We start from the raw sequence: 26,457 nt of genomic DNA, 5'->3' as shown, positions 1-26,457 counted from the left end.
TTTACGCCTTCTCGATGTTGACCAGAAACGCTTTGTACTCCGGCGTTTGCGAGTTGGAATCGCCCACGTTCGGGGTCAGGGTGTTGGCGAGGTAACCTTTCTGCGTCACCCCTTCAAAGCCCCAGTGCAGCGGAATACCGATGGTTTCCACCTGCTGACCATGAACGTTCAGCGCCTGCAAACGGCGTGTAACCACCGCAACTGCACGAATAAAACCTCGCTTGTTGCTGACCTTAACGCTGTCGCCGTTAGCGATGCCTTTGGACTTCGCCAGCGTGTCACTGATTTCGACAAACTGCTGCGGCTGAGCAATTGCATTCAGACGCGCATGTTTCGTCCAGGTGTGGAAATGTTCGGTCAGACGATAAGTGGTGCCGACGTACGGGAACTGCTCTTTCTTACCCATCCGCTGCGCATCTTCTTCGTACAAACGTACGACCGGACTGGAGATCACGTTCGGGTGCAACGGGTTGGTACCCAGCGGCGTTTCCATCGGCTCGTAATGCTCGGGGAATGGCCCTTCCGCCAGTTTGTCGAGCGCAAACAAACGCCCCAGACCTTCCTGCTGCATGATGAACGGCCCGGTAGCGCTGCCCGGTGCGGCGGTGCTGAAGTCAGGAATGTCATTCCCGCTCCACTTCGCCCCATCCCACTGGATCAACATCCGTTTCGGATCCCACGGTCTACCCTGCGGATCGGCCGATGCACGGTTGTACAGTACACGGCGGTTCAGTGGCCACGCCCATGCCCAGCCCAGCGTATTACCAAGACCGGACGGATCGGCGTTGTCGCGGTTCGCCATCTGGTTGCCTTTCTCGGTCCAGCTGCCGGTGTAGATCCAGCATGACGACGATGTGCTGCCATCATCACGCAACAGCGCAAAACTGCTCAGCAACTGGCCTTTTTTCGCCACCAGCACGCCGTTAGCATCGTAAAGATCCGCCAGCGCATAGCCGTTGTTCTCTTTCGCCACTTCGTCTGATTCCGGGTGATCCGGCTGTTTATACGCCCAGCGCATGTTGAGCAGCGGCTCCGCCCCTTTTCCACCTTCGTTGCGGTACATATCCCGCAGGCGATGGAAGATCCCGGCCAGAATTTCGCCATCGGTACGCGCTTCCCCTGGCGCTTCGCCTCCTTTCCAGTGCCACTGCAGCCAGCGGCCGGAGTTGGCGATGGAGCCATCTTCTTCTGCAAAGCAGGTCGACGGCAGACGGAACACTTCAGTCTGAATGGACGCGGTATCGACGTCATTCATCTCGCCGTGGTTCTGCCAGAAGTTAGCGGTTTCCGTCACCAGTGGATCGATGATCACCAGGTATTTCAGCTTACTCAGGCTACTGACGACGCGGTTTTTGTCCGGGAACGAGGCGACCGGATTGAAGCCCTGGCAGATGTAGCCATTGACTTCGCCTTTGTCCATCTTGTTGAAATACTTGATGACGTCCCAGGCCTGATCCCATTTCGGCAACCAGTCGTAACCCCAGTTATTCTCCGGCTGCGCCGCATCGCCGTAGAACGCTTTCATCAGGCTGACGAAGAATTTGGGATAGTTGCTCCAGTAGTTCACCTGCTCCGCGAGCATCGCTTTTGGCGTATTGGCCGCCAGATAGCTTTGCAGATCAGTGTGCTTCTCGGACGGCAACGTCAGATAGCCCGGCAGACTGGTAGACAGCAGTCCCAGATCCGTTAAGCCCTGAATATTGGAGTGACCGCGCAGCGCGTTAACACCACCGCCCGCCATGCCCATATTCCCGAGCAGCAACTGGATCATCGCCATGGTACGGATGTTTTGCGCACCGACGGTATGCTGCGTCCAGCCCAGCGCATACAGGAACGTGGTGGTGCGATCCGCCGCGCTGGTTGAGGCCAGCACGGCGCACACCCGCAGGAAATCCGCTTTTGGCGTACCGCAGATGTTTTCCACCACGTCCGGTGTATAGCGGGAAACATGTTTTTTCAGCAACTGCCATACACAGCGCGGATGCGTCAGCGAATCGTCACGTTTCGCCATGCCGCTTTCGTCGAACTGGTAACTCCAGGAGGACTTATCGTACTGACGTTTTTCCGCGTCATAGCCGCTGAACAGCCCGTCATCAAACGTAAAGTCATCCCGCACCAGCAGCGCGGCGTTGGTGTAGTGTTTAACGTATTCGGCGTTAATCTTGTTGTTTTCGATAAGGTACAACAGAACGCCCGACAGGAACGTAATGTCGGTACCAGAACGAATCGGCGCATAGATATCAGCGACTGACGCGGTACGGGTAAAGCGCGGATCGACAACGATGAGCGTGGCATCGTTGTTATTTTTCGCTTCCATCGCCCAGCGGAAACCCACCGGATGCGCTTCAGCGGCGTTACCGCCCATCACCATCACCACGTTGGCGTTTTTGATATCCACCCAGTGGTTGGTCATCGCACCGCGACCAAATGTTGGAGCAAGACTTGCTACCGTTGGTCCGTGTCAGACGCGTGCCTGGTTGTCTACCGCCAGCATGCCAAGCGAACGCACAAATTTCTGCGTCAGCATACCGGTCTCATTACTCGCCGCGGAGGCGCACAGCATGCCGGTGGAAAGCCAGCGATTGACCGTCACGCCAGCCGCGTTTTGCTCAATAAAGTTGGCATCACGGTCCGCTTTCATCAGCTTAGCGATACGGCTGAAAGCCTCATCCCACGAAATGCGCTGCCATTTGTCAGAGCCTGGCGCACGATACTCGGGATAACGCAGTCGGTTCTCGCTGTGGACATAGTCCAGCAACCCGGCCCCTTTCGGGCACAACGCCCCCCGGCTGACGGGATGGTCGGAATCTCCTTCGATGTGGTAAATCGATTCTCGGGTGTTTTTCGCACCGTCGCCAAGGCTATACATCAAAAGCCCACAACCTACGGAACAATATGTGCAGGTATTACGAACCTCTTTGGCACGCATTAATTTATAATTTCGCGCCTGTGCCAGCGCCATTTTGGGTGCAAAACCCAGCGCAGCTACCGTCGTCCCGGCCATACCGCCCGCGCAGATTTTAAAAAACTGTCTGCGGCTGACGTCCATTGTTTTCCTCATTATTGATGGGGTGACTTCACGGGGAAAAGTAACAGCGCAGGTGTGGTTTTTTTTGCGGCAAATCAATAACGATCTCTGATGCCCACTAAATAGTTTGATTTGTTGATTCCCGTTACTCCCAAAGGAGTAATTTCTGGAAATTTTAATCCCGAAAACGGCAAAAAAGTGTTATAAATTCTGCTGTTAAGATTGACGCTGAATTAAGAAAAAAAAGATGACGACACAACGCGCAACATTAATTGGCCTGGTTGCCATTATTCTCTGGAGCACCATGGTCGGGTTAATTCGTGGTGTCAGCGAGGGGCTCGGCCCTGTCGCGGGTGCGGCGATGATCTACTCTTTGAGCGGGCTGTTACTGGTTTTCACCGTCGGTATCCCGAAAATCCGCCAGTTCTCCGCGCGTTATCTGCTGGCAGGCTGCTTTCTGTTTGTCAGTTACGAAATATGCCTTGCCCTGTCACTGGGCTATGCCGCCACGCGCCAGCAGGCGATTGAAGTCGGGATGGTGAATTACCTCTGGCCGAGTCTGACAATCCTTTTCGCTATTCTCTTCAACGGACAAAAATCCACGCTGTGGGTAATTCCGGGGTTGATTCTGGCGCTGTTTGGCGTCAGTTGGGTGCTCGGCGGTGAACAGGGGCTGAATATCGATGACATCATCAGTAATATTATTTCCAGCCCGCTGAGTTATATTCTCGCCTTTATCGGCGCGTTTATCTGGGCAGCGTACTGTACGGTCACCGCACGCTATGCGAAGGGAAAAAACGGCATTACTTTTTTTGTTTTACTGACCGGGCTCAGTCTCTGGATCCACTATTTGCTGACCGATCAGCCGCCGATGCATTTTAGCTGGCCGGTGACAATAAAAATGCTGATGTGCGCATTGTCATTGGGATTTGCCTATGCGGCGTGGAATATCGGCATTCTCCACGGCAATGTTAGCCTGCTGGCGGTCGGCTCCTATTTCACTCCGGTACTCTCTTCAGCGCTGGCCTCATTTTTACTCAATGCGCCGTTGTCCTGGTCCTTCTGGCAGGGCGCCGGAATGGTGTGCCTCGGCTCCCTGCTGTGCTGGTATGCGACGCGAAAGTGACTTAACGCTCTGACGCTTTCGCCAGCCCAAACCAGATCCCCACCGCCAGCACCAGTAGCATTGCGCCCGCGCTAAACAGCGCCACACTGTGTGAGGTGATAAATGCCGTTTTAGCGGCGCTCACCAGCGCATCCGCGACCGACGCAGGCAGATTGTTCGCCACTTGCATCGCTTCACCAATGGATGACGCCGCTCGTGTAGCGATAGCGCCATCCAGCCCGTTCGGCAGTACGATAGAATCGTGGTAGCTGCGGGTCAGGATCAGACCAAACAGCGCGATACCCAGACCGGCGCCCAGCTCATAGGCCATGGTTTCAATCGCCCCGGCGGCGGCCGCTTTCGCTTTTGGCGCTGCCGCCATGATCGCCGCCGTCGAGGCCAGCAGCGCACTGGCGGCGCTAAAGCCCAGCAGGGTCATCAGTATCCATGCCTGCAATTGTTGCGTGCTGAAATCGAGGGCTGACAAGCCGAGGAAGCTCAGGGCACTCATCGCCATCCCGGCCGTCGCCACCCGACGCAGACCAAAGCGGGAAACCAGCATCCCGGCAATCGGGCCGCTGAAACCGCTGGCGAGCATCACCGGCAACATAAACATTCCCGCCCCGAACGGCGTTTTACCGTGGACAAACTGTAACTCCTGCGCCATCAGCAGCTCGAAACCCACCAGGGTGATCATCGATGTCATCGCCATCATCACCCCGCTCAGGATGATCGGGTGCAGAAACAGGCGCATGTCAATCATCGGCGTACGGGCCGCCAGTTGAATGCGGACAAACCTGACCAGTAATATCGCCCCCACCGTCAGGATCAGCCCGGTCAGCCATATCGCCTGCTGCCCTTTCAACGCCGTTTTTGCGCTGTAGACCAGCATCAGGATGGCGATAATCAGCATTAATGCCTGACCGATGTGTATGGGTTGGTCGTGACGTCCTTGCTGCGCTGGCACCACTCGCCAGCCAAGCGCCATCACCACCAGCACAATCGGTACGTTAATCAGGAATACCGATCCCCAGTAGAAATGCTCCAGCAGCATCCCGCCGACCAGCGGACCAAACGCGGCGCCGCCTGAACCGACCGCGGCCCACAGACCGAGCGCCATATTGCGATGACGCGCGTCAGCGAAGGTATTGCGGATCCCTGCGAGCGTCGCGGGCACGATCATCGCCGCGCCGATAGCCAGCAGCGCCCGGGCAGCAATTAGCCACAGCGCATTGTCGGCCATTGCCGCCCCCAGCGATGCCAGACCAAACAGCCCGCTACCGGTGAGCAGCAGGCGTTTGAAGCCAATTTTATCCCCCAGCGCCCCCATCGGCAGCACCATGCCAGCCATCACCAGGGAATAGATATCAATGATCCAGAGTAATTCATTACCGCTGGCCCCCAGTGACACGCTCAGTGTCGGGGCGGCTACGTGTAAAACGGTGGCATCAATTGCGACGGGGATATACACCAGCACGATCGCAACTAACGTTAACCATTGGCGAAACATACTACTTTCCTTTCGTGACAAATCCTGGACAAGCGTCCAACACGGCAATTCTCCGTGAAATTTGAACAACTGTCCAATTTTTATTAAATCGGTTTCGTATCTCAAATACTGGTCAGCCTTCAATTACCAACCCGAAACATTTACCTTTCCGGGTGTGAAGTAGCGCCATCATCAGGGCTGCAAAGGCAGCCTTTTTCCAGAGTATCAATCCATCCGCTTAGTCGGTAAGAGAACAAAGCAAATTGAACGCCCGTCCAGGGATTTGTTATCATCGCGATATCATCATTACGGGCGGGGTCATCATGAGCTATCTGAATCGGGAAGCGCGCCGTGAAGCCATTGTACAGGCGGCGATGCGTGTCGCACTTTCCCGCGGGTTCTCCGCCATGACGGTGCGACATATCGCCCAGGAGGCCAGTATGGCTTCCGGCCAGGTCCACCACCATTTCACCTCTTCCGGCGAGTTAAAGGCTGAAGCTTTTGTGCGCGTGGTCCGCGAAATGCTGGATGTCCCGCTGGCTGCCGACTGCGCCAGCTGGCGCGAAAAACTGTTCGTCATGCTCTACAGCGAAGAAGGAAAGCTCGGCCCGCATCTGCGGCTCTGGCGTGAAGCGCAGATACTGGCTGACAGTGACAGTGATATTAAAGCCGCTTATCTGTTAACAATGACCATGTGGCATGATGAAACAGTCGCGATTATCCAGAATGGTGTTGAAGCGAAAGAGTTTACGCTTAATGATACCCCTTCCGGTATTGCCTGGCGTTTGATCTCGCTGGTCTGCGGGCTGGATGGCATCTACGCCCTGGGGCTGGAAGGAATGGATGATGCCGCATTCGTCCACCACCTCCAGCAGGCTATTACGGTGGAGCTTTTTACGCCCTCATCTCGTCATAAGGTGTGAGGCCCGGTAAGCGAAGCGCCACCGGGCAAATCACTATTTCCCCGCTTCCGGGTGCGTTTCAAACGCCGCCATAATCGCCGCCAGTTCCGGAACGCTGAAACCGTGTTTACGGCTATCGACCCCCAGGCCAAAACGCTGCTGGATAACCTCATACAGCGCTTCGACGTCAGGCAGTTCTCTCTTTTCAATCACGTGGCTGTTTCCCCAATGGGTAAAACTGAAATTGGTCAGCGTCAGCTTGCCGCCGTCAGGCAGATGGCGACTCATCAACAAATGGTGGCGGAAATGCGACTGCGGCCAGTGGGCCGACCAGAAATTGCCCATCACATAATCGGTAAAATACGGTTTCGTGAGATCGAACTGGTACATCGACTGCCAGTGCTCGTGATGATTGATCTGCAGCGTCCAGTCGTTGCCTTCGTTCAGCAACCGGTACAGGCCGTGCGGCGTTTGCTGCGGAACATCTGATAACAGGCGGATCGGCGCGGTGAGCGTCTGACCGCCAAAGCCCACATCGGCAATCCAGCGTTCTCCGGCGAGATCAACCAGCAGCAACCGGTGCGTGCGTGGCGGCATTTGCGGCGGATTCGCCAGAATGACGCGCCCCAACAGGCTTTGCACGTTGAAACCCAGTTCACGCAGCGCCCGTTCAAACAGCCCGTTTTGTTCGAAGCAATACCCGCCGCGACGGGCCATAACCAGTTTGTCCTCCAGCGCGCTGTCATCAAGATGAATTTCACGGGGTAACAGAACATCGATGTTTTCAAAAGGAATGGTGCAGTTGTGCGCTAAATGCAGTGCCTGCAGGGTTTCAAGGGTCACGCCAGTCTCGCCGCTCCAGCCAAGACGAGATAAATACGCCATTAAAAAAGGACTCATCAGGATCTCCTGCTATCGGTATCCCTTGTTTATAACGTATTTTTTCATTGTAAGCGGTGAATTTGTGCGGTTGACTGGCGATGCTATGCTAAACAAACCCTTACCCGCTGAATGACCTTTCTGAGGAGTCGCTATGAGCCGTTTTCGCCCGGTGGAGTTAACCCATGCCAGCCGTCTGCTCAACCATGGTCCGACGATACTCATCACCAGTTATGACGAGCAGACCGAACGCCGCAACGTGATGGCGGCAGCGTGGTCAATGCCGGTGGAGTTCGATCCGCCGCGAATCGCCATTGTGGTGGATAAATCCACCTGGTCGCGGGAGCTTATCGAGCGTAGCGGTCAGTTTGGCATCGTCGTTCCCTGCGTGGAGGCCACCAACTGGACTTACGCCGTGGGTAGCGTCACCGGTCGCGATGAAGACAAATTCAACTGCTATGGCATTCCGGTGATAAGAGGACCGGTACTGGGGCTACCGCTGATCGAAGAAAAATGCCTGGCGTGGATGGAGTGTCGCCTGTTGCCGCCCACCGCCGCGCAGGAGAAATACGACACCTTATTTGGTGAAGTGGTCGCCGCAGCCGCCGATGAGAATGCGTTTATCAATGGTCGCTGGCAGTTTGATGACGACAAGCGCAACACGCTGCATCACCTCGGCGCTGGCACCTTCGTCAGCAGCGGCAGGTTGCTGAAAGCCAGCACACAGGACTAACCTCAGACGCCGCGAAATTCCTTGCGATAGCGGGACGGCGAGGTTTTCAGCGATTTCAGGAAATGGCGGCGAAGTGACGTGGCTGAGGCAAAACCCACCTGACTGGCGATAAGATCGATGGGCTGGTCGGTTTTCTCCAGAAAACGCTGCGCCACGATGATGCGCTGATCCAGCAGCCAGCGTGAAAAGCTCTCGCCGGTGGTCTGCTGAAAGCGTCGGGTAAAGCTGCGGCGGCTCATACAGGCGCGATCGGCCAGCATATCGATCGTCAACGGCTGATGGAGATTTTCCGTCGCCCAGGAAAGCGCCACGGAAAAACTGTCGCCGCGCCGCGTATTCTGCACCGGTAATTCCACATATTGCGCCTGCCCGCCCTGACGGTGCGGCGGCACGACCAGCAGACGCGCGACGCTGTTTGCGATTTCCGCGCCCCACTTTTGCCGCACCAGATGCAGGCAGCAGTCGATGCTGGCGGCGGTTCCCGCCGAGGTCACTACATCACCATCGTCAACGTACAGCACATCACGATCCATACGGACTGACGGATACAACTGCTGAAAATCCGCCGCCCAGCGCCAGTGGGTGGTGGCCGGACGATGATCCAGCAACCCCGCCGCCGCCAGCACAAATGCGCCCATGCAGAGACCAACGATACGGGCGCCAGCCTGATGCGCAGCGCGCAACGCCGCCAGCAGCCGCTCGTCGGGCCGGACCACTGCCGGATCCCAGCTCGGCACCACGACGATATCCATGCCGCTCAGCGCATCCAGCCCTTTATCGACAACAATCGAAAACCCGGTATTGGTTTTCATCTGCCCCGGCATCGTGGCACAGATGGTGACCTCGCACAGCGGCGCCCCGGCCGGTGAAACCACCAGTTCGAAAACGGCGCAGGGCACGGACAGATGAAATGGAATAATGCCTTCAAATACCACAATACCAATACGGGTCATCATCACTCCCTTCAGATAACGTTACGGTGTCACCGGCAGATCCAGGACCTCCTGCGTGGTGCGTATTTCAGCAAACACATCCGCAACACCGGCAATCGCCGCACGTTGCAACAACGCGTGATCAATCACTCCGCCGCGAGAATCATCAATATTGCGCGTGGCTGTCGCATCTTCAGGAATGATAACGCTGAAGCCCTTCGGCACGGCATCGCGCGAGGTGGTGGAAACACACATATGCGTCATCAGGCCGGTGACAATCAGCTGTTTAATCCCTTTCGCCTTGAGCTGTTGCTCAAGATCAGTGCCGACAAAGGCGCTGGGCGTCGCTTTGGTAATTATACGATCGTCTTTTGTCGGCTGAAGATCTTTATGAAACTCAGCAAAAACGGAGCCTTCAGCGAACAACGGGCCGCCTTTCGCGCCAACGTGGCGCACAAACCACACCGGAATTCCCTTCTGGTGCGCGAATTCCACCAGCTTTTTGCTGTTGTTGAGTGCTTTCATGCCGTCCGGGATCACCATCCTGCCGCCAGGAAAATATTCGTTCTGGATATCAATGACCAGCAGCCCGGTAGCGGGCGCAGAGAGCGATGTGGTGGCGGTCGCGCCACTCATGGTACGAATGGTTTGGGTATTCACAGGTGACAACTCCTCAGTATTTGCCAGCGCAGGTGCAGAAAGCATCGCGGCGAACAAGAATGTTTTGCATAACAGCATCTTCATCATGGCACTCCTTGTGTGATGGATGCGGTCATTATTCCTGTAAATAACGTGGCGCAGCAGGTATCTGCATCCCCAAAAGCGATCGTTTTGGGCCAAACGGAAGGAAATGTGCACGGCCCGCAGGCCGTGCCTGGGCAACTACATGCTGTAGCCGGGTTTCTTGATAAGCGTCTCCAGTTGTGGCGCGATTTCGCTGTCCCACACCTGTTTCCAGTCCGCTTCCTGCACCTGGTTCAGCGCGATGCTGACGGAGCGGTCCTTGCTGTTGAGATGACGAACGATGACGTCGGTGATAGCAGCGGCCAGCGCCGTTTTTTGTTCGTCAGTCAGATCGCGGGGAAAGCATTTGATGTCGATATGCGGCATAGCAGGACTCCTTAGGGTGGTGAGCGTTAAACACTAACACACCTTTAATCCGCGCTTTACCCGTTCGTGCCGGGAATAATGTCATTGCGCCGCAGTACGTCCTGCAACTCAGGGTGCTGGTACACCGTCTCCGCGATGGCATAGAGTTTTGGCGTATTGGCTTTAAACCAGTCGTGGCGCGGTCCCCAACTGCGCATGACGGCAATATACACATCAATCAGCGTCAGGTGTTCCCCCAGCGCATACGGCGCGGCTGCGAGCTGGTTTTCGAGCCACAGATAAAGCGTTTTGCGGTATTTGTGACAGCTTTCCACCAGTTCACGGGCGCCGGTTTCGGTCCAGCGTTCAGGGTAATCCGCGTAGGTAAATGTCGGGTAGACGTTCGCCACCAGCCAGATCAGCAACCGCTGAAACTGGCGGCGCTGCGGCGTATCGGGCGGTGGTGCCAGCGTCGGATACTCATCGAGGATCATCAACGCGATGGCGGCGGTTTCGGTCATCACACTGCCATCGGTCATTTTCAATGTGGGGATCTGACACAGCGGATTCAGCGCCGAAAGCGCGTCCTGCTGCGGACCGGGCTGGTCAAATCCGGCGACATCGACGAATTTATAGGGGATTTTCGCCAGCGTCAGCATCACTTCACTGATGGCAGATCCCCAGCCCGGTACGCCATAAACGGTAATCATCAGCGACCTCCTCAGACAAAAACAGAGTATAGGTGCGGATGACTGCTTCTGCTTGCCTCGCCTTACAACGCAATCCTTATCACATCATCAGGTTACGCCAGAGAAACATTTTTAATCCTGGAATTAACCAAATGTGCCGTTAAACTTTTCTTGTTGTTAACAAATTTATTACCATTCCCGGGTTGTTTTTTTTGGGTTCCTCCGCACAAGTGAGTGTCATGAAAATAAGTTCTGTTCGCCGGGTTGCGTTTCCGGCTCTTCTCCTTCCCTTTATCTCCCTTTCAGACGCCCGGGCAGACGACGAGCAAACGCTTATCGTCACCGCCACACCACAGGCGGTCTCTGAACTGGATACCCCTGCCGCCGTCAGCGTGGTGACGGGTGATGATATGCGTCATGCCACCCCGCGCGTGAATCTGTCAGAGTCCCTCAGCGGCGTGCCGGGGTTACAGGTACAAAACCGGCAGAATTATGCGCAGGATCTGCAACTGTCAATCCGCGGTTTCGGTTCGCGCTCAACCTACGGTACGCGCGGCGTACGGATGTATGTGGATGGCATTCCGGCCACCATGCCCGACGGACAGGGGCAGACGTCGAATATTGATATCAACAGCATCGATCATATCGACGTGCTGCGCGGCCCGTTCTCCGCGCTGTATGGCAACTCCTCGGGTGGCGTGCTGAACGTCACTACCGAGACCGGGAAACAGCCTGCCACCATTGAGGCCAGCAGCTATTACGGCAGCTATGGCTCCTGGCGCTACGGGCTGAAAGCCACCGGTGCCGTGGGCGACGGTACGCAATCCGGCGATGTCGATTACACTGTCTCCACCAGCCGTTTTGCCACTCACGGCTATCGTGACCACAGCGGTGCGCGCAAAAATCTCGCTAACGCTAAGCTGGGTGTCCGGCTGAACGAAGACAGCAAACTGACGCTGCTATTTAACAGCGTCGATGTGAAAGCGAACGATCCTGGCGGTCTGACGTACAGCGAATGGCAGGCGAACCCACGCCAGTCACCGCGCGGTGATAGCTTTAATACCCGCAAAGACATCAAACAGACCCAGGCGGGCCTGCGCTATGACCGCCAGTTGAGCGAACAGGATGCGCTCAGCGTGATGATGTACGCCGGGGAACGGCAGACCACGCAATATCAGTCCATACCGATGGCGCCGCAGCTGCGCTCTTCCCATTCCGGTGGCGTTATCGATCTTGAACGTCATTATCAGGGCATTGATACCCGCTGGACGCACCAGGGCGAGCTCGGCGTGCCGGTGACCTTCACCACCGGGCTTGATTACGAAAATATGAGCGAAAAGCGCAAGGGCTTTGAGAACTTCGTGATGGTGGATGGCGCACCGCAGTTTGGCGAAAAAGGCGCGTTACGCCGTGATGAGCGTAACCTGATGTGGAACCTCGACCCTTATCTGCAAACGCAATGGCAGCTCACCGAAAAGCTGACGCTGGATGCGGGCGTGCGTTACAGCTCGGTGTGGTTCGATTCCAATGATCATTACGTCACAACGGGCAATGCTGACTCCAGCGGCGAGTCGAATTACCATGAATGGCTACCGGCAGGCTCGCTGAAATATGCGGTGACTGACGCCTGGAATCTCTACGCTTCTGCCGGTCGCGGCTTTGAAACGCCGACCATCAGTGAACTGTCCTATAAATCAGGCACTACGGACGGCCTGAATCTGGATCTGAAACCGTCAACCAACACCACGGTCGAAGTGGGCAGCAAAACCCGCATTGGCAACGGCCTGCTGACAGCCGCGTTGTTCCAGACCGACACCGATAACGAAATCGTGGTTAACGGCAACAACAGCGGGCGCGCCAGCTACAAAAATGCCGGGAAAACCCGCCGTCAGGGCGCGGAGCTGTCGCTGGATCAGCAGTTTGCTGAAAACTGGCGGATGACCGCCGCCTGGACCTGGCTTGATGCCACCTATCGCACCGATGTCTGTGGTGACGGCAGTTGCAACGGTAACCGCATTCCCGGTATTGCCCGCAATATGGGGTTTGCGTCGCTGGGTTATGTGCCTGAAACCGGCTGGTACGCCGGAGCGGATATCCGCTACATGGGTGACATTATGGCTGACGATGCTAACACCGCGAAAGCCCCTTCGTGGACGGTAGTGGGTCTGAATACCGGCTATAAAGTTGTTGCAGGTGAATGGACAATGGATCTTTTCGGCCGCGTCGATAATCTGTTCGATCGTCAATATGTCGGCTCAGTGATCGTCAACGAATCAAACGGCCGCTACTATGAACCCTCACCGGGACGTAATTTCGGTGTGGGATTATCACTGGCGTATCAATTCGAATAAAGCGATATAAACTATCCCCGGACAAATAATAAGCCTTTGTACCGGGGAAGATGAATATCAATGTCGCAACGCGCAACTCCGCTTAATAAACATACTGCCGCTGTAAAATAAGCGTATCGTGATCGATAATTATTTCCATTGCCTTCCGGGTCGCTATCTCATCTTTCTTTTCCAGTGCCGTCAGTAAATTCGCATAAAAATGCGTATCGGGGAAAATATCGCCGGAATGGGGATGAAGAAAATTAAAACAGGGACCAATTTGCACCCACAATTGCTCAATAAGCGCGATCAGCGTGGGCATTTCGGCGTAGCGATAGAGACGAAAGCGGAACACGTAATTTGCCTCCAGCATCTGTTCCACTTCGCCATGCCGGACTTTACTCTGAAAGTCCTCGGCAAGGCGTTGCAGTTCACTGTGCTTTTCTGCTGTCAGATGCGTCAGCGCGGTGACCGCTGCCATCCCCTCTAACTGCTTTCGGATGGTGTTGATCTCCCTGTAACGCTCCTGCGAAACCACCGGCACCAGAAACGCCTGGGCTGGCGTCGCCTGCAATGCGCCTGATGATACCAGTCGTAACAGCGCTTCACGCACCGGGGTAATACTGGTACCTAACTGTTCGGCAATCTCCTTGGTAATTAACCTTGCACCGGGTTTCAGCGCGCCAATAATTAGCGCGCTTTTTAAATTCACTTCGACCTGGGTGGTCAAACTCGTACGCTGTGCTTTCTCAAAATCCAGCATAGGGACATCCTGTTGCTTAGTCTCATCGTTATCGTTGCAGCCATTTAGCAGAAACTATTTTACAGGACACAGAGAATATATCCTGTATCCTTCACTGGCGTTGGTACATGAAATAAAAAGTCAACTGTCATTTTTTAGAGTTATTAGTTTGCTAATAAAAGGCCATACCGTACAGCGCGTGGTGATCGACGCTGCACTAATTAAAGACGGTAATATCAAAATTTGCCATGAAAATATTTTGTGTCAAATCACTTTGGCGAAATAATGTTTAATTGATAAGTCGTAGTTATGAAACAGCCTGATTTAATCTCACCACCAGGTAAATACAGGTCTGTTTCGTTTCGTTGACAAAACGGCAGTCGTTCGGTGGCCCGAGTTCGAGGCAATCCCCCGCTTTCATTTCATGACGCGTATCACCCTCGATAAACACCAGTTCCCCCTGCTGTAACCAGATGAGTTGGCGCGCCAGCGCGTACGATGACGCGGGCATCGGGATATCGCTCCCGGCGGGAAGTTCAATCTCCACGAGATCGATAGGCAGGTCGCTGCGCGGCGAGACATGGCGGCGCAGATAATGGCTTTGCGGATCGCGCCACACCGGCTGATTTTCCCGGCGCAGCAGTTTGCCTTCCTGCATTTCCGCGCGGGCGATCAGCGTTGACATGCTGAGGCCAAAGGCGCCGGATAAGCGCCCGAGCATGGTAGCCGTCGGGCTGCTTTCGCCACGTTCGATTTTATGCACCATCGCGCGGGAAACCCCTGCCCGCTCTGCCAGTTCGCTGAGGGACCAGCCGCGGGATTCGCGTTCAATACGCAGACGTGCGCTGATACGCTGATTTACATTGTCTTCTGGCGTCATCATGGAATACATTATAGTAATAACATCGTACTACTATAGTATACATACCCTGAGGTTTGCTATGACGATTCGCTATGCCTGTAAAGAAGACTGTGCAGCGATTGCAGAAATCTACAATCATGCCGTACTGCACACCGCCGCCATCTGGAACGATTCCACCGTCGACACTGATAACCGTATTGCATGGTTTGAGGCGCGTCAGCAGTTGGGGTATCCGGTGCTGGTGAGTGAAGAAAACGGCACAGTGACCGGTTATGCCTCTTTTGGCGACTGGCGGGCGTTTGATGGCTTTCGTCATACCGTCGAGCATTCCGTGTATGTACATCCGGCGCATCAGGGCAAAGGGTTGGGCCGCCTGCTGCTGACACAACTGATTGACGAAGCCAGACACATCGGCAAACACGTCATGGTGGCAGGCATTGAATCGCAAAACCTCGCGTCGCTGCAGTTGCACGCCTCTCTCGGTTTCATCACCACCGGAGAAATGCCGCAGGTAGGCACCAAGTTTGGTCGCTGGCTGGATCTGACTTTTATGCAGCTCCAGCTTGATGACCGGAGCGAACCGGACGCGCGGCCATGAACCAGTCGCTGACCCTCGCCTTTCTCATCGCCGCCGGGTTTGGTCTGGTCATCCAGAATACCCTGATGGTGCGGATCACCCAGAATGCCTCGACGATCCTGATCGCCATGCTGCTGAATTCGCTGGTCGGGATTGTCCTGTTCGTCAGCATTCTGTGGATCAAACACGGCGCGGGCGGTTTTCAGGAACTGGCGGCAAGCGTGAAGTGGTGGACGCTGATCCCCGGCCTGCTCGGCTCATTCTTCGTTTTTGCCAGCATCAGTGGTTATCAGTATGTCGGCGCGGCAACCACCATTGCGGTGCTGGTCGCCAGTCAGTTAATTGGCGGGCTGGTGATGGATGTGATGCGCAGTCAGGGCATTCCCTGGCGGGCGCTGGTGGGACCGGTGTGCGGCGCTGTCATGCTGGTGGCTGGCGCCTGGCTGGTGGCCAGACGCCAGTTTTAACGTTAAAGAATGGTACCGCCTCTGGTGAGATGCTCGTGGCGCGCTTCCATATCTTCTTTATGCTGGCGGCCGTGATGTGCAATGGCATTACGCAGGCGCTGCTGCTGAGCATAGCGATCTTCCCGGCTCAGCGCCGCATCCTCGCTCAGTTCCACCAGCAACTCATTCATATGCGTAATGATGCTCTCTTCCACCGCCGCGTCCACGCGAGCGGTCACCTCATCCAGATGCGCCATAACCCACTCCTTTCACTTAATTTAACTTCGCTTTCGAGAAATCGCTGCCCATCAGACTGACGCTAAAACCGGAGACGTTGCTGCGGGTGGCGAAGAAGGTTTTACCATTCGCCAGCGCAATCCACGGCGCCTGCTGGTAGTAAATCTCCTGTGCCTTGCCGTACAGTTCAGCACGCGCCGCCGGATCGCTGGTCAGTTTCGCTTTCTGTACCAGGTCATTGTACCCCTTATCGCACCAGCGGGCGGCATTAGAACCGGTTTTAACGCTGCCGCAACCGAGCAGGACATCAGCAAAGTTATCCGGGTCGCCGTTGTCAGACATCCAGCCAAACAGTGCCGAGTCGTGCTCGCCTTTGCGCATGCCAGAGAGGTATTCACCCCACTCATAGGTCACGATTTTGGCTTTGATGCCCACTTTCGCCCAGTCGTTCTGGATCATCTCTGCAATACGGCGGGAGTTCGGGTTGTACGGACGCTGAACCGGCATCGACCACAGCGTCACCTCAGCACCGTTTTCCAGACCGGCCTGCTTCAGCAGTTCCTTCGCTTTTTGCGGATCGTAAGCGTAGTCCTGCAGATCTTTTTTGTAGCCGAGCATGTTTGGTGGCAGCGGCGATTTCGCCACCGTACCGGAGCCCATAAACACCGCGTTGACGATGGCTTTCTTGTCCGTCGCGTAGTTCAGCGCCTGGCGCACCAGTACATTATCAAACGGTTTTTTCTCCGTATTGAACGCCAGATAGCCGACGTTCAGCGCGTCAACGGAATGCAGCGCCAGATCTTTATTCTTCTTGATCGCGTCGAACTGGACGGGTGACGGCGCAGGAATAATCTGGCATTCGTTGGTCTGCAGTTTGGCAAGACGGGTCTGCACATCCGGGGTGATGGAGAAAATCAGGTGTTTCGTCGGCACGGCGCCATCCCAGTAGTTCGGGTTAGCGACGTAGCGGATCAGCGAATCGACCTTGTACTGTTGCAGCACATACGGCCCGGTGCCGATCGGCCAGTTATCGACGTTTTCCGGCGTGCCTTTTTTCAGCATCGCGTCGGCATATTCGGCGGAGAGGATCGAGGCGAAATCCATCCCCCAGTCAGCAAGAAACGCGGCATTTGGCTCACTCAACACAAACTGGACGTGATAATCGTCGATCTTCTTCACGTCCTGAATCAGTTTATCCAGCCCCACGTCGGTGAAATATTCGTAATTACCCTGCGAGACATTGTGGTACGGGTGTTTAGGGTCTTTCTGACGCATCACCGAGAAAATAACGTCATCGGCATTAAAATCACGCGTCGGTTTGAAGAATTTGTTGCTATTGAATTTCACGCCCTGACGCAAGGTAAAAGTGTAGGTTTTACCGTCAGGGGAAATTTTCCACTCGGTCGCCAGTGACGGCACCGGGGTATTCTTCACCGGGTCAAAGTTGATCAGCCGGTTATATTGCGTTTGCGAGCTGGCGACGAACGACGGGCCGGAGCTGGCAATCTGCGGGTTGAAGGATTCCGGTGAGGCTTCGGAACAGTAGATGATGGTGTCTTTGTCTGCCGCGAAGGCACTTGCCGGTAAAAGTGCGCTCAATGCCAGCGCGAGTAGCGTTATCCCTTTAGACATGGTGGTAAACCCTGCTTTTATTATGTGGATCTTAATAACAGCACAGTCGGTAACAACTGACAAATAATCAATCGTCATCAGGTTATGCTAAGCGGGTGTTTTTCGTTGCTTTCTTAATCAGCTGTTTGGCTTAAGTTGTTTCGCAAAGGTCAAGCAAAAATTCACCGCTCAATAGCACGAGAATTCGACGGTTTTAGCCTGTCTTTTGCCGTTTAGAACCCGGGCTGCTCCAGTAGAGTAATGGAGTGAAGAAGTCTATGGGATGAGAACGTGACAAAAACTCTATTACGCAGTGGCGATCTTGACGATTTCCAGGCGGTCGGCGGCGGCGGTCAGGCGGTCTTTGACTCGGCACTGCAAATCCGTGAAACCCTGCGCCTGCGCAAACAGCTGGCACTGGTAGACTGCCTGGCCATTCCGCAGGTCAACGACGAAAACGACCGCGTGGCGTGGTACGCGCCGGTTGAAGGAAAGGCGATTACCTGGAAAGCAGCCGACAACGACACCCGCGAGCGGGCGCTGCGTTATCTGCACAGCACCTTTGACAGCGCGCTGGCGCTGAGCCGCAAAAGCCTGCAATCCGGCAAAACCGCGCAGCAACTGTTTGGCGCCCTGCTCGAAAAAGCGTTGCAGTTCCCCGGTGAAAATCACGTTTACCTGGTCGATGGTAAACCGGTCATCACCTTCTGGGGATTTATCAATCTCAATGAAAACGCCCGCGAGGACGTGCTGGCCTGCCTGACGTTACCAGAGCCGGAACCGGTGATTGAGCAACTCCCGGAACCGCCCGCCGAGACACTCCCTGAGCCGGTCATGTTCAGCGATGGCGACAAACCGCTGTTTTCACCTGCACCACCGCTCCCTGAACCGCCGTTTACCCCGGTGGAGATGTCTGAACCCGAACCTGAAATCGTGATTCCGCTCATCCCGGAAGCACAGCCGCAACCGGAAAAAACGACGCCAGCGCCCCGCCGCCGCCGCATTCCGCTGTGGAGCCTGCCGCTCGCGGCTGTGGTGGTCGCCGCCGTTGCCGTGCCGCTACTGTGGAAACAGAGCGCCCCGGCAGAGGTTCCGGTAACCGTGGCCGCTGAAACGCCTGCCCCGGTGGAATTACCGGCACCAGCAGATTTACCCAAACTCACCGCCGGGTTGCCGCTGCATCAGGCCGATGTCGTCAAAAGCAAAGAAGAGAAAGTAGAAGAGAACGCAAAACCGGCGGAGGAACCGGTGGTCATCGCCGCCATTCCTAAAGATGCGCTGGTGATGGACGCCGGGCAGATCAAAGCAGGCACCACCCGTTTCCTCAACGGGAGCTGGCGGGTACTGGGCGATATCAAAGATCCGACCGGCAAAGTGCCGTCGCTGCGCTATCAGATCCAGAACAACAAAGGCACAGCGCGCGTGGTCCATGGCAACAATATCGTCTGCCGTGCGGAAATCTTCTCCGGTCTGCATCAGAACGGCGAGTTGCAGATTAAGAGCCGTGGCGCGGCGCGCTGTGCTGACGGCTCACGCTACCCGATGCCGGAAATTACCTGCAAAGCAGGCACCAGCGATGTGGCGCAATGCACCGGCCGTTACGATGCCAGAACCATCGTCCCGCTGACGTTCAAGAAAACAGGGGCCTGATGTCATGCTGGTTACTCTTTGCGATTACAAACAGAGCGTCACGCTGATTGCCAACAGCGGTGTGCAGTTTCTTGATTTTGGTCTTACGCCGCAGGAGTCGCTCCACAGCGGGCGCTTCGTGCGTAAAACCGCCAACGGCCCGCTGTTGCGGCTCGATTACGATCTGGTCAATGGCCGCTATACACTGCCTGCCCGTCAGGGTGAACAGGCGGAAGTGGTCAAACCGGAAAGTACATTAACGCTCGAGCAGTCGCTGGCGATCCTCGACGGGCTCTGGCTGCCGCTGCCCTTCTTCCGCTTTAACCCGCCACGGACGTTCGTTGAAGGGCCGGACAACTGGGCGCGCGTGCAGATCCGTAAGCTGAGCCAGCCGGACAGCGCCGGACACAGCCACCGCGTGACGCTGGCCTTCGACAGCCAGCTCAGCGGCGACAGCCCGGCGTCGCTGGCGCCGGTCGAAAATGACATTCTCAACGGCACCCGTTTTTCGCTGGCGTGGCGTGATGACGAAATTACTGATTTTATCGATCAAACCTGGATCGACGGCTGGTTGCGGGAAGTCTTTAACCAGTACGCCACGCAGCAAAGCCGCACCGAGCGCGACATTGCGCAGGCGATGCGCAGTTTTGAATATCAGGGCCACTGGCTGAACCTGCTCACCCTGCTTGGCGAACAACTCTCCATCCCGGAGATTAAAATAGTTACCGCCACGCTGAGTACCCCGGCGATCCCGGTCGACCTGATCCTTGATGTCGGCAACACCCACACCTGTGGCGTGATTATTGAAGATCAGAGCGATGCCAATGACGGCCTGCGCCAGACGGCGGAGTTACAGGTCCGTTCGCTGACGGAACCGCAATATCTTAATGAGCCGCTGTTCAGCAGCCGCATTGAATTCTGCGAAGCCCGTTTCGGCAAACAGCACTGCTCAGTCGAGAGCGGGCGTGATGACGCCTTCGTCTGGCCGTCGATTGTTCGCGTCGGCGACGAAGCGCGAAAACTGGCGATGCAACGTCTCGGTACTGATGGTTACAGCGGCCTGTCCAGCCCGCGTCGCTATCTGTGGGATGAAACCCCCACCGTACAGGACTGGCGCTTCAGCCAGATCAACAGCAAAACGCAACGCGAACCGCTGGCGACCGCTTTCCCGCTGATGAATCTGATGAACGATGACGGGCAACCGCTGTATACGCTGCCGCCGGAAGATCGTCTGCCGGTGTTTTCGCCGCAGTACAGTCGCAGCACCCTGATGACCCATATGCTGTGTGAATTGCTGGCGCAGGCGCTCGGGCAGATCAACAGCGTCGCCACCCGTCTGCGGCTTGGTTTCCCGTCGTCACCGCGTCAGTTGCGCACTATCATTCTGACCCTGCCGTCGGCGATGCCGAAACAGGAACGCGAGATCTTCCGCCGCCGGATGTTTGAAGCAATCGCGCTGGTGTGGAAATCCCTCGGCTGGCATCCGCAGGATGACGATTTTGCCAGCGTGAAGCTGCAAAAAAACAGCGTGGTGCCGGTGCCGCAGATCCAGATGGAGTGGGACGAAGCCAGTTGCGGCCAGTTGGTATGGCTGTATAACGAAGCCGTGTCGCATTACAGCGGGCAGACGGAAGCGTTCTTCGCCGCCCTGTCCCGTCCGGATCGCGCCGCCGGGCAAAACGAGCAGTCGGGTCGCACCCTGCGCGTGGCCTCCGTCGATCTTGGCGGCGGCACCACCGATATGGCGATCACCCAGTATCAGCTTGATGGCGGCACCGGCAGCAACGTCAAAATCACCCCGCATCTGCTGTTCCGTGAAGGCTTTAAAGTGGCGGGCGACGATATTCTGCTGGATATCATTCAGCGCTGCGTGCTACCGGCATTGCAGACGCAGTTACAGAAAAGCGGTATTGCCGATGCGCCCGCCCTGATGGCGACGCTGTTTGGCGATTCCGGCCGCATCGATACCCAGGCGGTGCTGCGTCAACAGACCACGCTCCAGCTGTTTATGCCGATCGGCCACGCCATTCTTGCCGCGTGGGAAGACAGCGACAGCAGCGATCCACTGGCGGGGCTCTACGCCACCTTTGGCGAACTGCTGAGTCAACAGCCTACCCGCAACGTGATGAACTACATTACTCATGCGGTTGAGCATCAGTTGCCTGCTGGCTCCGCGCCGTTTGAACTGCTCAGCGTGCCGTTGCAGGTGAACTTTAACGATCTGCAACAGGCGATGCTGGCCGGTGAATTTACCATCGCCTCGCCACTGCATGCGGTGTGCGAAGCCATCTCCCATTACCATTGCGACGTGCTGCTGATCACCGGACGTCCGGGGTGTCTGCCTGGTGTACAGGCGCTGATCCGCCATCTGCAGCCAGTCCCGGCCAGCCGCATGGTTTGGCTCGATAAATATCACGTACATGAATGGTATCCGTTCAGCCAGCAGGGCAAAATCGGCAACCCGAAATCAACCGCAGCCGTGGGCGCGATGCTTTGCAGTCTGGCGCTTGATTTGCGTCTGCCGCGTTTTAACTTTAGAGCCGCCGACATCGGCGCTTACTCCACCGTGCGCTATCTCGGTGTGCTGGATAACGTGGTGAACACGCTGCGCGATGAGAACGTCTGGTACCCGGACATCGATCTGGATCAGCCGGGCGTGAAGCTCGACTCGCGGCTCCATTTCCCGCTGCGCGGCAACGTCACACTGGGTTTCCGCCAGCTCGCCAACGCCCGCTGGCCTGCCACGCCGCTCTACACCCTGAGCATTAACAGCCCGGAACTGGCAAAAACCATCGCCGGGGATGGGGTCCTGCACGTCCGCCTGCAATTGCGCGGCGGCAACCGGCATCTGGCACCTGATGCCTTTGAACTGGCTGACGCCTGGTTGCAGGACGGTACGCCGGTCGCACCGGATGCCCTGACGCTGAAACTGAATACGCTGGCCGATCGCCGTCACAGCGGTAGCCACTACTGGATCGATAGCGGGAGCGTTTATCTGAAATGAGTGATTTACAAGCCGTCATCGCGTGGACGGAAGCCACGCGTCTGCACGCCCCCTTACTAAATAACGATGCGGACGCCCTGCTGACACGCCTGCTGGCGCTGAAGCATCAACAGCGGCGCCTGGCGTCGGTACAACACCAGCCGCCGTCTGTTGGTCTGTACGGTCACGCCCTTGAGGCCAAAGCCCTTCTGCTGACTACCCTGTGCAACAGCCCCGCCGGACGGCTGCCGATCACCGCAGGCGCCAAAACGCTGGACTGGTTTACCCATATTAATCCCGGCCATAACACCACCCGGATGGCGATCCGCTTCAGTCCGCAGACCACTGCGCCGGATGAAGCGTTTCCGCTGCGGCTGAAACTGATGAGTGAAGCGGAACTGGTGCAGCTGTTTATTGCGCATGCGTCAGATCAGGATGAGATCCGCCCGGTCGAGAAAAGCGTGATTGCCGCGCGGCTGGCGGGCTGGCAGTCCCTGCGTCAGCCGCAACTGGTCCCGGGAGTTGATCGGGACGCGATCGCCGCGATTGCCCGCTTCTGGCGCGAAAGCGTGCCGGTTTCGCAACAGCAGATGGACGATGATCTGTGGTATCAGTTTGCCGCGCTGCTGCCGTCGCTGGATCTCAGCGCCCGCGCCAGCGCCTGGTCGCTGCTGTGGGGAGAGCAACAAACGCTGACCCGGCAATGGCTGGCACTGGCACATACGCTGCACCAGACCGGCAATGCCCGTGAGGTTGCTGCGCCGCTGAGCCTGCTGGTCGACAGCTTCGCGTTACCGGCGGAAGGCTTTTTAACCCCTGACGTTGAGGTTGAAGGTGATGTGGTGGTGCATCCGCTGCATAACGATCGTCTGCAAAACGCCATCAGCCTGCCCATCGCCACCCTGGCGTTACTCAGCCTTGAGCTGGTGCTGCCGGTAGAAAACGGCGTACTGGAAAACGTCGAGATCGTTGATATTCCGGCGGTGCCGCACTCGCCGGGCGCACCGTTATGGCAGAGCAAATGCCGCTGGCTGCTGGAGAGTTATCGCCAGCGCTTCGGGCCGGACATTCTGCTGGTGTGCAACGCGTCCGTGCAACGCGCACAAACGCCCGCCATCGCCCGTGCGCTGATGCAGTGGGTGGATGACACGCAGCCGGTGCAGGAGAGCGCGCTGCCGGGGCTGGTCTGGGCAATCACCCCGCACGATCACCGTTTCACCCTGAAACAGAATCTCGATGAAGGCGTACAACAGCTGATCAAAAAACCCGGTCAGCGCTGGGGCACCTTGCAGGCGCTGGACAGCAGCAGCATGCAACGGTTGATGGAGTGGCTGGCGCAGGCGCTGAACCCGGCGCTGCGCAGCAGTCGTCTGCAACTGCTCGGTCAGAGCATCAATGCCCGGCTGGCGGCACTGATGGGGCCGTATCTCGCCCCGGCGCATCGCGATCCCGCCGCCATGCAACAGCAGGCGCAGTTACTGGTTCGCCAGTTGCAGTCCCGCGCCGCGACGCTGGGGGAAATAATAGAAGGATTGCTGCCCGCCCAGCGCGCGTTTGACATGCTCTGTCAGACACAGCAGCCGCGGGAAGAGAAAGTGGCGGGCTTGTTCAGTGAAAGTGTGGATCTGTTTGCGCAGCCGGAAGAGAAATCCCGCAGGGTCAACAGCGAACAGGATACCGGCACGCTGGCGCATGAGTTGTGGATCAAGCATCTGCATCGGTGGAGCCGCAGGGCTGATATTGCCGCGCATGCGGGCCTGACGCCTGAGGTGCTGCAACAACTGGCCGAATGCCTGATCGTCACCAGCTATCGTCTGCAGCTACCGGCCAGGCTGCAACAGGTAATGCGCGGCGAAAATCCCAGCGCGGCCCAACTGCGCGCCACCATCGGGAATTTTATTGCCTGGTTTGATTATGCCGCCCTGCCGGTGGACACCCGCCCGGCAAGTCGTATTGCCAAGGGCAGCGCAATCTTTGAACTGAAATCACCGGACACCAGCGCGCGTCTGACGCAACTGGGCGAACAGCCGGTGCATGCCGCGACGCGGTACGTGTACGACTGGCTGGTGGCGCTTTACAGCCGGGCGACGGAAAACGCGGGCTGGCAGCATCCGCTGGAGATCACCGCAGACGCACGGCGTCAGCTACAGAAACATTTGCAGTAATGATGGTTCACAGGGACGTGAGCCGGTCATTGATCCTCAGAACAGCGATATCAGCAGTGCGACAGGGAAACTAAACGGCCAGGTAACACCAACAAGGAGGGAAGCCATCAGGCGGATGCAGAAGCGCTCTTTCGTCAGAAACCAGGTGATCAGTGAACAGATCACCGCCATCACGATATAGAACACCAGCATTTTTTGGTATAGCGTCATTGGGAAGCCCATTCCATGGAAAAACCGGGCGCACTATGACTCTTTTTATGACGACCATCAAGATCTCAGCTCAAGAATGCGAAAATTTCTTGCCAACGCTGAATTTTAGAAATCTAAGTCTTTATCCGATTGCACTTAGTCACTTCGCCGTCTATATGTTTAGTGGTTAATTCAGCGAGGTGGCGTTATGGACGTTTCCGGAAGAACCGTAGTAGTGATTAATGTTATGGCTGCGTTGCTGTTACTGAGTCTCTTATGCTACAGATTTAACTGGATTTTCTGATTTTTTCCTTTCCTGTAATAGCAACGAATACTCACTTTTCTGTCACGACAGGCATTGCCCCGGGATATTCACGTGTCCCGGGGCAATGTATTTACAGCACTTATTCGTGTTTCACCATCACATGACGCACGACGGTGTAATCCTCCAGCCCGTACAGCGACATATCTTTGCCGAAGCCAGACTGCTTCTGCCCGCCGTGCGGCATTTCGCTGACTAACATGAAATGGGTGTTGACCCAGGTGCAGCCATATTGCAGGCGCGCACTGAGTCGATGCGCACGCCCGACGTCCCGCGTCCAGACCGACGACGCCAGCCCGTACTGCGAATCATTGGCCCAGGCCAGCACTTGCGCTTCATCATCGAACATTGTCACGCTGACCACCGGGCCAAACACTTCGCGTTGCACAATCTCATCGTCCTGCAACGCCCCCGCCAGCACCGTCGGCTGATACCGATAACCCGGCGCCTCGACTTTATTGCCGCCGGTCACCACTTTGACATGACCGAGCGCTTTGGCTTTCTCGACCGCTGCCGATACCCGATCCAGATGTGCCTGCGAGCTGAGCGGGCCGAGTTCGGTGGACGGATCCTGCGGATCACCCATTTTCAGGCTGGCCACCGCCGCACCCAGTTTTTCCACCAGCCGGTCGTGAATGCCCCGCTGCGCGTAAATGCGACAGGCAGCGGTACAGTCCTGCCCGGCATTGTAGAAACCGAACGTGCGTACGCCATCCACCACCGCATCGATATCGGCATCATCAAACACAATCACCGGCGCTTTACCGCCCAGTTCCATATGCATACGCTTAATCGTCGACGCGGTATGGCCGATGATGTGCTCGCCGGTGGCGATGGACCCGGTCAGCGACACCATGCGCACTTTTTCATGACCGGTCAGCGGATCGCCGACGGTTTTGCCGCGCCCGAACAGCACATTCAGCACGCCTGGCGGGAAAATGCCGCTGGCAAGTTCAGCCAGTTTCAGTGCGGTCAGCGGGGTGATTTCCGAGGGCTTAATCACCACACAGTTCCCGGCGGCCAGCGCAGGCGCCAGTTTCCAGGCCGCCATCATCAGCGGATAGTTCCACGGCGCAATCGAGGCCACCACCCCGACCGGATCACGACGAATCATCGACGTGTGCCCTTCCAGATACTCGCCCGCCGCCAGACCGCTCAGGCAACGTGATGCGCCGGCAAAAAAGCGGAACACATCCACAATGGCCGGTATTTCGTCATTAAGTACGCAGTGCAGCGGCTTGCCGCAGTTGAGCGACTCCAGGCGCGCAAAATCTTCAGCATGGGTTTCGATCGCCTGCGCCAGTTTCAGCAGGCATTCCGAGCGTGTTTTCGGTGTCGTTTGTCCCCATTCGGCAAACGCCCGATCCGCTGCCAGCACCGCCGCATCAACCTGTGCTGGCGTGGCTTCCGCAATCTGGAGGATCACCTCGCCCGTTGCCGGATTGTAGACAGGCTGCATCTCCCCCTGACCTGCCACCAGTTCACCATTGATCAATAACTTATGTTGCATAGCAGACT

At 56.6% G+C, this 26,457-nt stretch carries 23 protein-coding genes; 10 read left to right on the top strand and 13 right to left on the bottom strand.

Annotated features, from left to right (window positions below; genetic code table 11):
* Position 1: 1 nt before the first annotated feature.
* Positions 2-3,049, bottom strand: a complete 3,048-nt coding sequence (fdnG, locus tag AOY23_RS13390; protein WP_152958547.1) for a formate dehydrogenase-N subunit alpha — start codon at positions 3,047-3,049, stop codon at positions 2-4.
* Positions 3,050-3,275: 226 nt separating this feature from the next.
* On the opposite strand from fdnG, the gene yddG reads away from it, so the two are divergent.
* Positions 3,276-4,154 carry an aromatic amino acid DMT transporter YddG gene (yddG, locus tag AOY23_RS13380; protein WP_054180105.1) on the top strand — a complete coding sequence of 293 codons (879 nt, stop codon included), beginning with the start codon at positions 3,276-3,278 and terminating at the stop codon, positions 4,152-4,154.
* A 1-nt stretch (position 4,155) separates the two neighbouring features.
* On the opposite strand, the gene AOY23_RS13375 is transcribed toward yddG, so the two are convergent.
* Positions 4,156-5,643 (bottom strand): MFS transporter, encoded by a 1,488-nt coding sequence (locus AOY23_RS13375; RefSeq protein ID WP_054180104.1) that lies wholly within the window; start codon positions 5,641-5,643, stop codon positions 4,156-4,158.
* Between the two features lie 302 nt (positions 5,644-5,945).
* On the opposite strand from AOY23_RS13375, the gene AOY23_RS13370 reads away from it, so the two are divergent.
* On the top strand, positions 5,946-6,545 hold the full coding sequence (locus AOY23_RS13370) for a TetR family transcriptional regulator (protein ID WP_054180103.1): 600 nt from the start codon (positions 5,946-5,948) through the stop codon (positions 6,543-6,545).
* A gap of 33 nt (positions 6,546-6,578) precedes the next feature.
* Here the strand turns inward: AOY23_RS13370 and nhoA are convergent, their stop codons facing one another.
* Positions 6,579-7,424, bottom strand: a complete 846-nt coding sequence (gene nhoA, locus AOY23_RS13365) for an N-hydroxyarylamine O-acetyltransferase (RefSeq protein WP_054180102.1) — start codon at positions 7,422-7,424, stop codon at positions 6,579-6,581.
* A gap of 133 nt (positions 7,425-7,557) precedes the next feature.
* Here nhoA and AOY23_RS13360 point away from each other — a divergent pair, with 133 nt between their 5' ends.
* Complete coding sequence (locus tag AOY23_RS13360) at positions 7,558-8,136, top strand: flavin reductase family protein (RefSeq protein WP_054180101.1); 579 nt, start codon at positions 7,558-7,560, stop codon at positions 8,134-8,136.
* Between the two features lie 2 nt (positions 8,137-8,138).
* On the opposite strand, the gene AOY23_RS13355 is transcribed toward AOY23_RS13360, so the two are convergent.
* The 4 genes from AOY23_RS13355 to AOY23_RS13340 all read right to left on the bottom strand — a co-directional run bounded on the left by AOY23_RS13355 (position 8,139) and on the right by AOY23_RS13340 (position 10,867).
* Positions 8,139-9,092: a GlxA family transcriptional regulator gene (locus AOY23_RS13355; RefSeq protein ID WP_054180100.1), complete on the bottom strand. Its 954-nt coding sequence runs from the start codon at positions 9,090-9,092 to the stop codon at positions 8,139-8,141.
* An 18-nt stretch (positions 9,093-9,110) separates the two neighbouring features.
* Positions 9,111-9,812 (bottom strand): cysteine hydrolase family protein, encoded by a 702-nt coding sequence (locus AOY23_RS13350; protein WP_054180099.1) that lies wholly within the window; start codon positions 9,810-9,812, stop codon positions 9,111-9,113.
* A gap of 138 nt (positions 9,813-9,950) precedes the next feature.
* Positions 9,951-10,178, bottom strand: coding sequence for a tautomerase PptA (pptA, locus tag AOY23_RS13345; RefSeq protein WP_054180098.1), 228 nt, complete (start codon positions 10,176-10,178; stop codon positions 9,951-9,953).
* A 56-nt stretch (positions 10,179-10,234) separates the two neighbouring features.
* Positions 10,235-10,867: a glutathione S-transferase family protein gene (locus tag AOY23_RS13340; RefSeq protein WP_054180097.1), complete on the bottom strand. Its 633-nt coding sequence runs from the start codon at positions 10,865-10,867 to the stop codon at positions 10,235-10,237.
* 218 nt (positions 10,868-11,085) lie between these two features.
* Here AOY23_RS13340 and pqqU point away from each other — a divergent pair, with 218 nt between their 5' ends.
* The gene (gene pqqU / locus AOY23_RS13335; RefSeq protein ID WP_054180096.1) at positions 11,086-13,197 is read left to right on the top strand and encodes a TonB-dependent receptor PqqU; all 2,112 of its coding nucleotides are present in this window, start codon (positions 11,086-11,088) and stop codon (positions 13,195-13,197) included.
* A gap of 82 nt (positions 13,198-13,279) precedes the next feature.
* On the opposite strand, the gene AOY23_RS13330 is transcribed toward pqqU, so the two are convergent.
* Positions 13,280-13,939, bottom strand: a complete 660-nt coding sequence (locus AOY23_RS13330; protein WP_054180095.1) for a GntR family transcriptional regulator — start codon at positions 13,937-13,939, stop codon at positions 13,280-13,282.
* 286 nt (positions 13,940-14,225) lie between these two features.
* Entirely contained in the window at positions 14,226-14,801 is a 576-nt protein-coding gene (locus tag AOY23_RS13325) for a helix-turn-helix domain-containing protein (protein ID WP_054180191.1), read from the bottom strand.
* Between the two features lie 58 nt (positions 14,802-14,859).
* On the opposite strand from AOY23_RS13325, the gene AOY23_RS13320 reads away from it, so the two are divergent.
* Both AOY23_RS13320 and AOY23_RS13315 read left to right on the top strand, forming a co-directional pair.
* A complete protein-coding gene (locus AOY23_RS13320) occupies positions 14,860-15,378 on the top strand; it encodes a GNAT family N-acetyltransferase (RefSeq protein ID WP_054180094.1) in 519 nt (172 codons plus the stop codon).
* A complete protein-coding gene (locus AOY23_RS13315) occupies positions 15,375-15,824 on the top strand; it encodes a DMT family transporter (RefSeq protein ID WP_054180093.1) in 450 nt (149 codons plus the stop codon). Before AOY23_RS13320 ends, AOY23_RS13315 begins: the two co-directional genes overlap by 4 nt.
* Before the next feature lie 2 nt (positions 15,825-15,826).
* Here the strand turns inward: AOY23_RS13315 and AOY23_RS13310 are convergent, their stop codons facing one another.
* Positions 15,827-16,060, bottom strand: a complete 234-nt coding sequence (locus AOY23_RS13310; protein WP_054180092.1) for a YdcY family protein — start codon at positions 16,058-16,060, stop codon at positions 15,827-15,829.
* 16 nt (positions 16,061-16,076) lie between these two features.
* The gene (locus AOY23_RS13305; protein ID WP_054180091.1) at positions 16,077-17,672 is read right to left on the bottom strand and encodes an ABC transporter substrate-binding protein; all 1,596 of its coding nucleotides are present in this window, start codon (positions 17,670-17,672) and stop codon (positions 16,077-16,079) included.
* A gap of 270 nt (positions 17,673-17,942) precedes the next feature.
* On the opposite strand from AOY23_RS13305, the gene AOY23_RS13300 reads away from it, so the two are divergent.
* Genes AOY23_RS13300 through AOY23_RS13290 form a run of 3 tightly spaced genes read left to right on the top strand, consistent with a single transcriptional unit; the run spans position 17,943 to position 24,428 of the window.
* Positions 17,943-19,301 carry an SrfA family protein gene (locus AOY23_RS13300; RefSeq protein ID WP_054180090.1) on the top strand — a complete coding sequence of 453 codons (1,359 nt, stop codon included), beginning with the start codon at positions 17,943-17,945 and terminating at the stop codon, positions 19,299-19,301.
* 4 nt (positions 19,302-19,305) lie between these two features.
* Positions 19,306-22,284: a virulence factor SrfB gene (locus tag AOY23_RS13295; protein WP_054180089.1), complete on the top strand. Its 2,979-nt coding sequence runs from the start codon at positions 19,306-19,308 to the stop codon at positions 22,282-22,284.
* Complete coding sequence (locus AOY23_RS13290; RefSeq protein WP_054180088.1) at positions 22,281-24,428, top strand: virulence factor SrfC family protein; 2,148 nt, start codon at positions 22,281-22,283, stop codon at positions 24,426-24,428. The genes AOY23_RS13295 and AOY23_RS13290 overlap by 4 nt, the downstream gene beginning before the upstream one ends.
* Before the next feature lie 36 nt (positions 24,429-24,464).
* Here the strand turns inward: AOY23_RS13290 and AOY23_RS21845 are convergent, their stop codons facing one another.
* Positions 24,465-24,638, bottom strand: a complete 174-nt coding sequence (locus AOY23_RS21845) for a GhoT/OrtT family toxin (RefSeq protein ID WP_072171003.1) — start codon at positions 24,636-24,638, stop codon at positions 24,465-24,467.
* Positions 24,639-24,825: 187 nt separating this feature from the next.
* Between AOY23_RS21845 and yncL the strand changes: the two genes are divergently transcribed.
* Entirely contained in the window at positions 24,826-24,921 is a 96-nt protein-coding gene (yncL, locus tag AOY23_RS23110; protein WP_072171002.1) for a stress response membrane protein YncL, read from the top strand.
* Positions 24,922-25,021: 100 nt separating this feature from the next.
* On the opposite strand, the gene patD is transcribed toward yncL, so the two are convergent.
* Positions 25,022-26,449, bottom strand: a complete 1,428-nt coding sequence (gene patD / locus AOY23_RS13285) for an aminobutyraldehyde dehydrogenase (RefSeq protein WP_054180087.1) — start codon at positions 26,447-26,449, stop codon at positions 25,022-25,024.
* Positions 26,450-26,457: the final 8 nt, after the last annotated feature.

The organism is Trabulsiella odontotermitis (genome assembly GCF_001297775.1).
Taxonomy (GTDB): Bacteria; Pseudomonadota; Gammaproteobacteria; order Enterobacterales; family Enterobacteriaceae; genus Trabulsiella; species Trabulsiella odontotermitis.
This window is presented reverse-complemented; position numbering and strand designations above follow the sequence as displayed.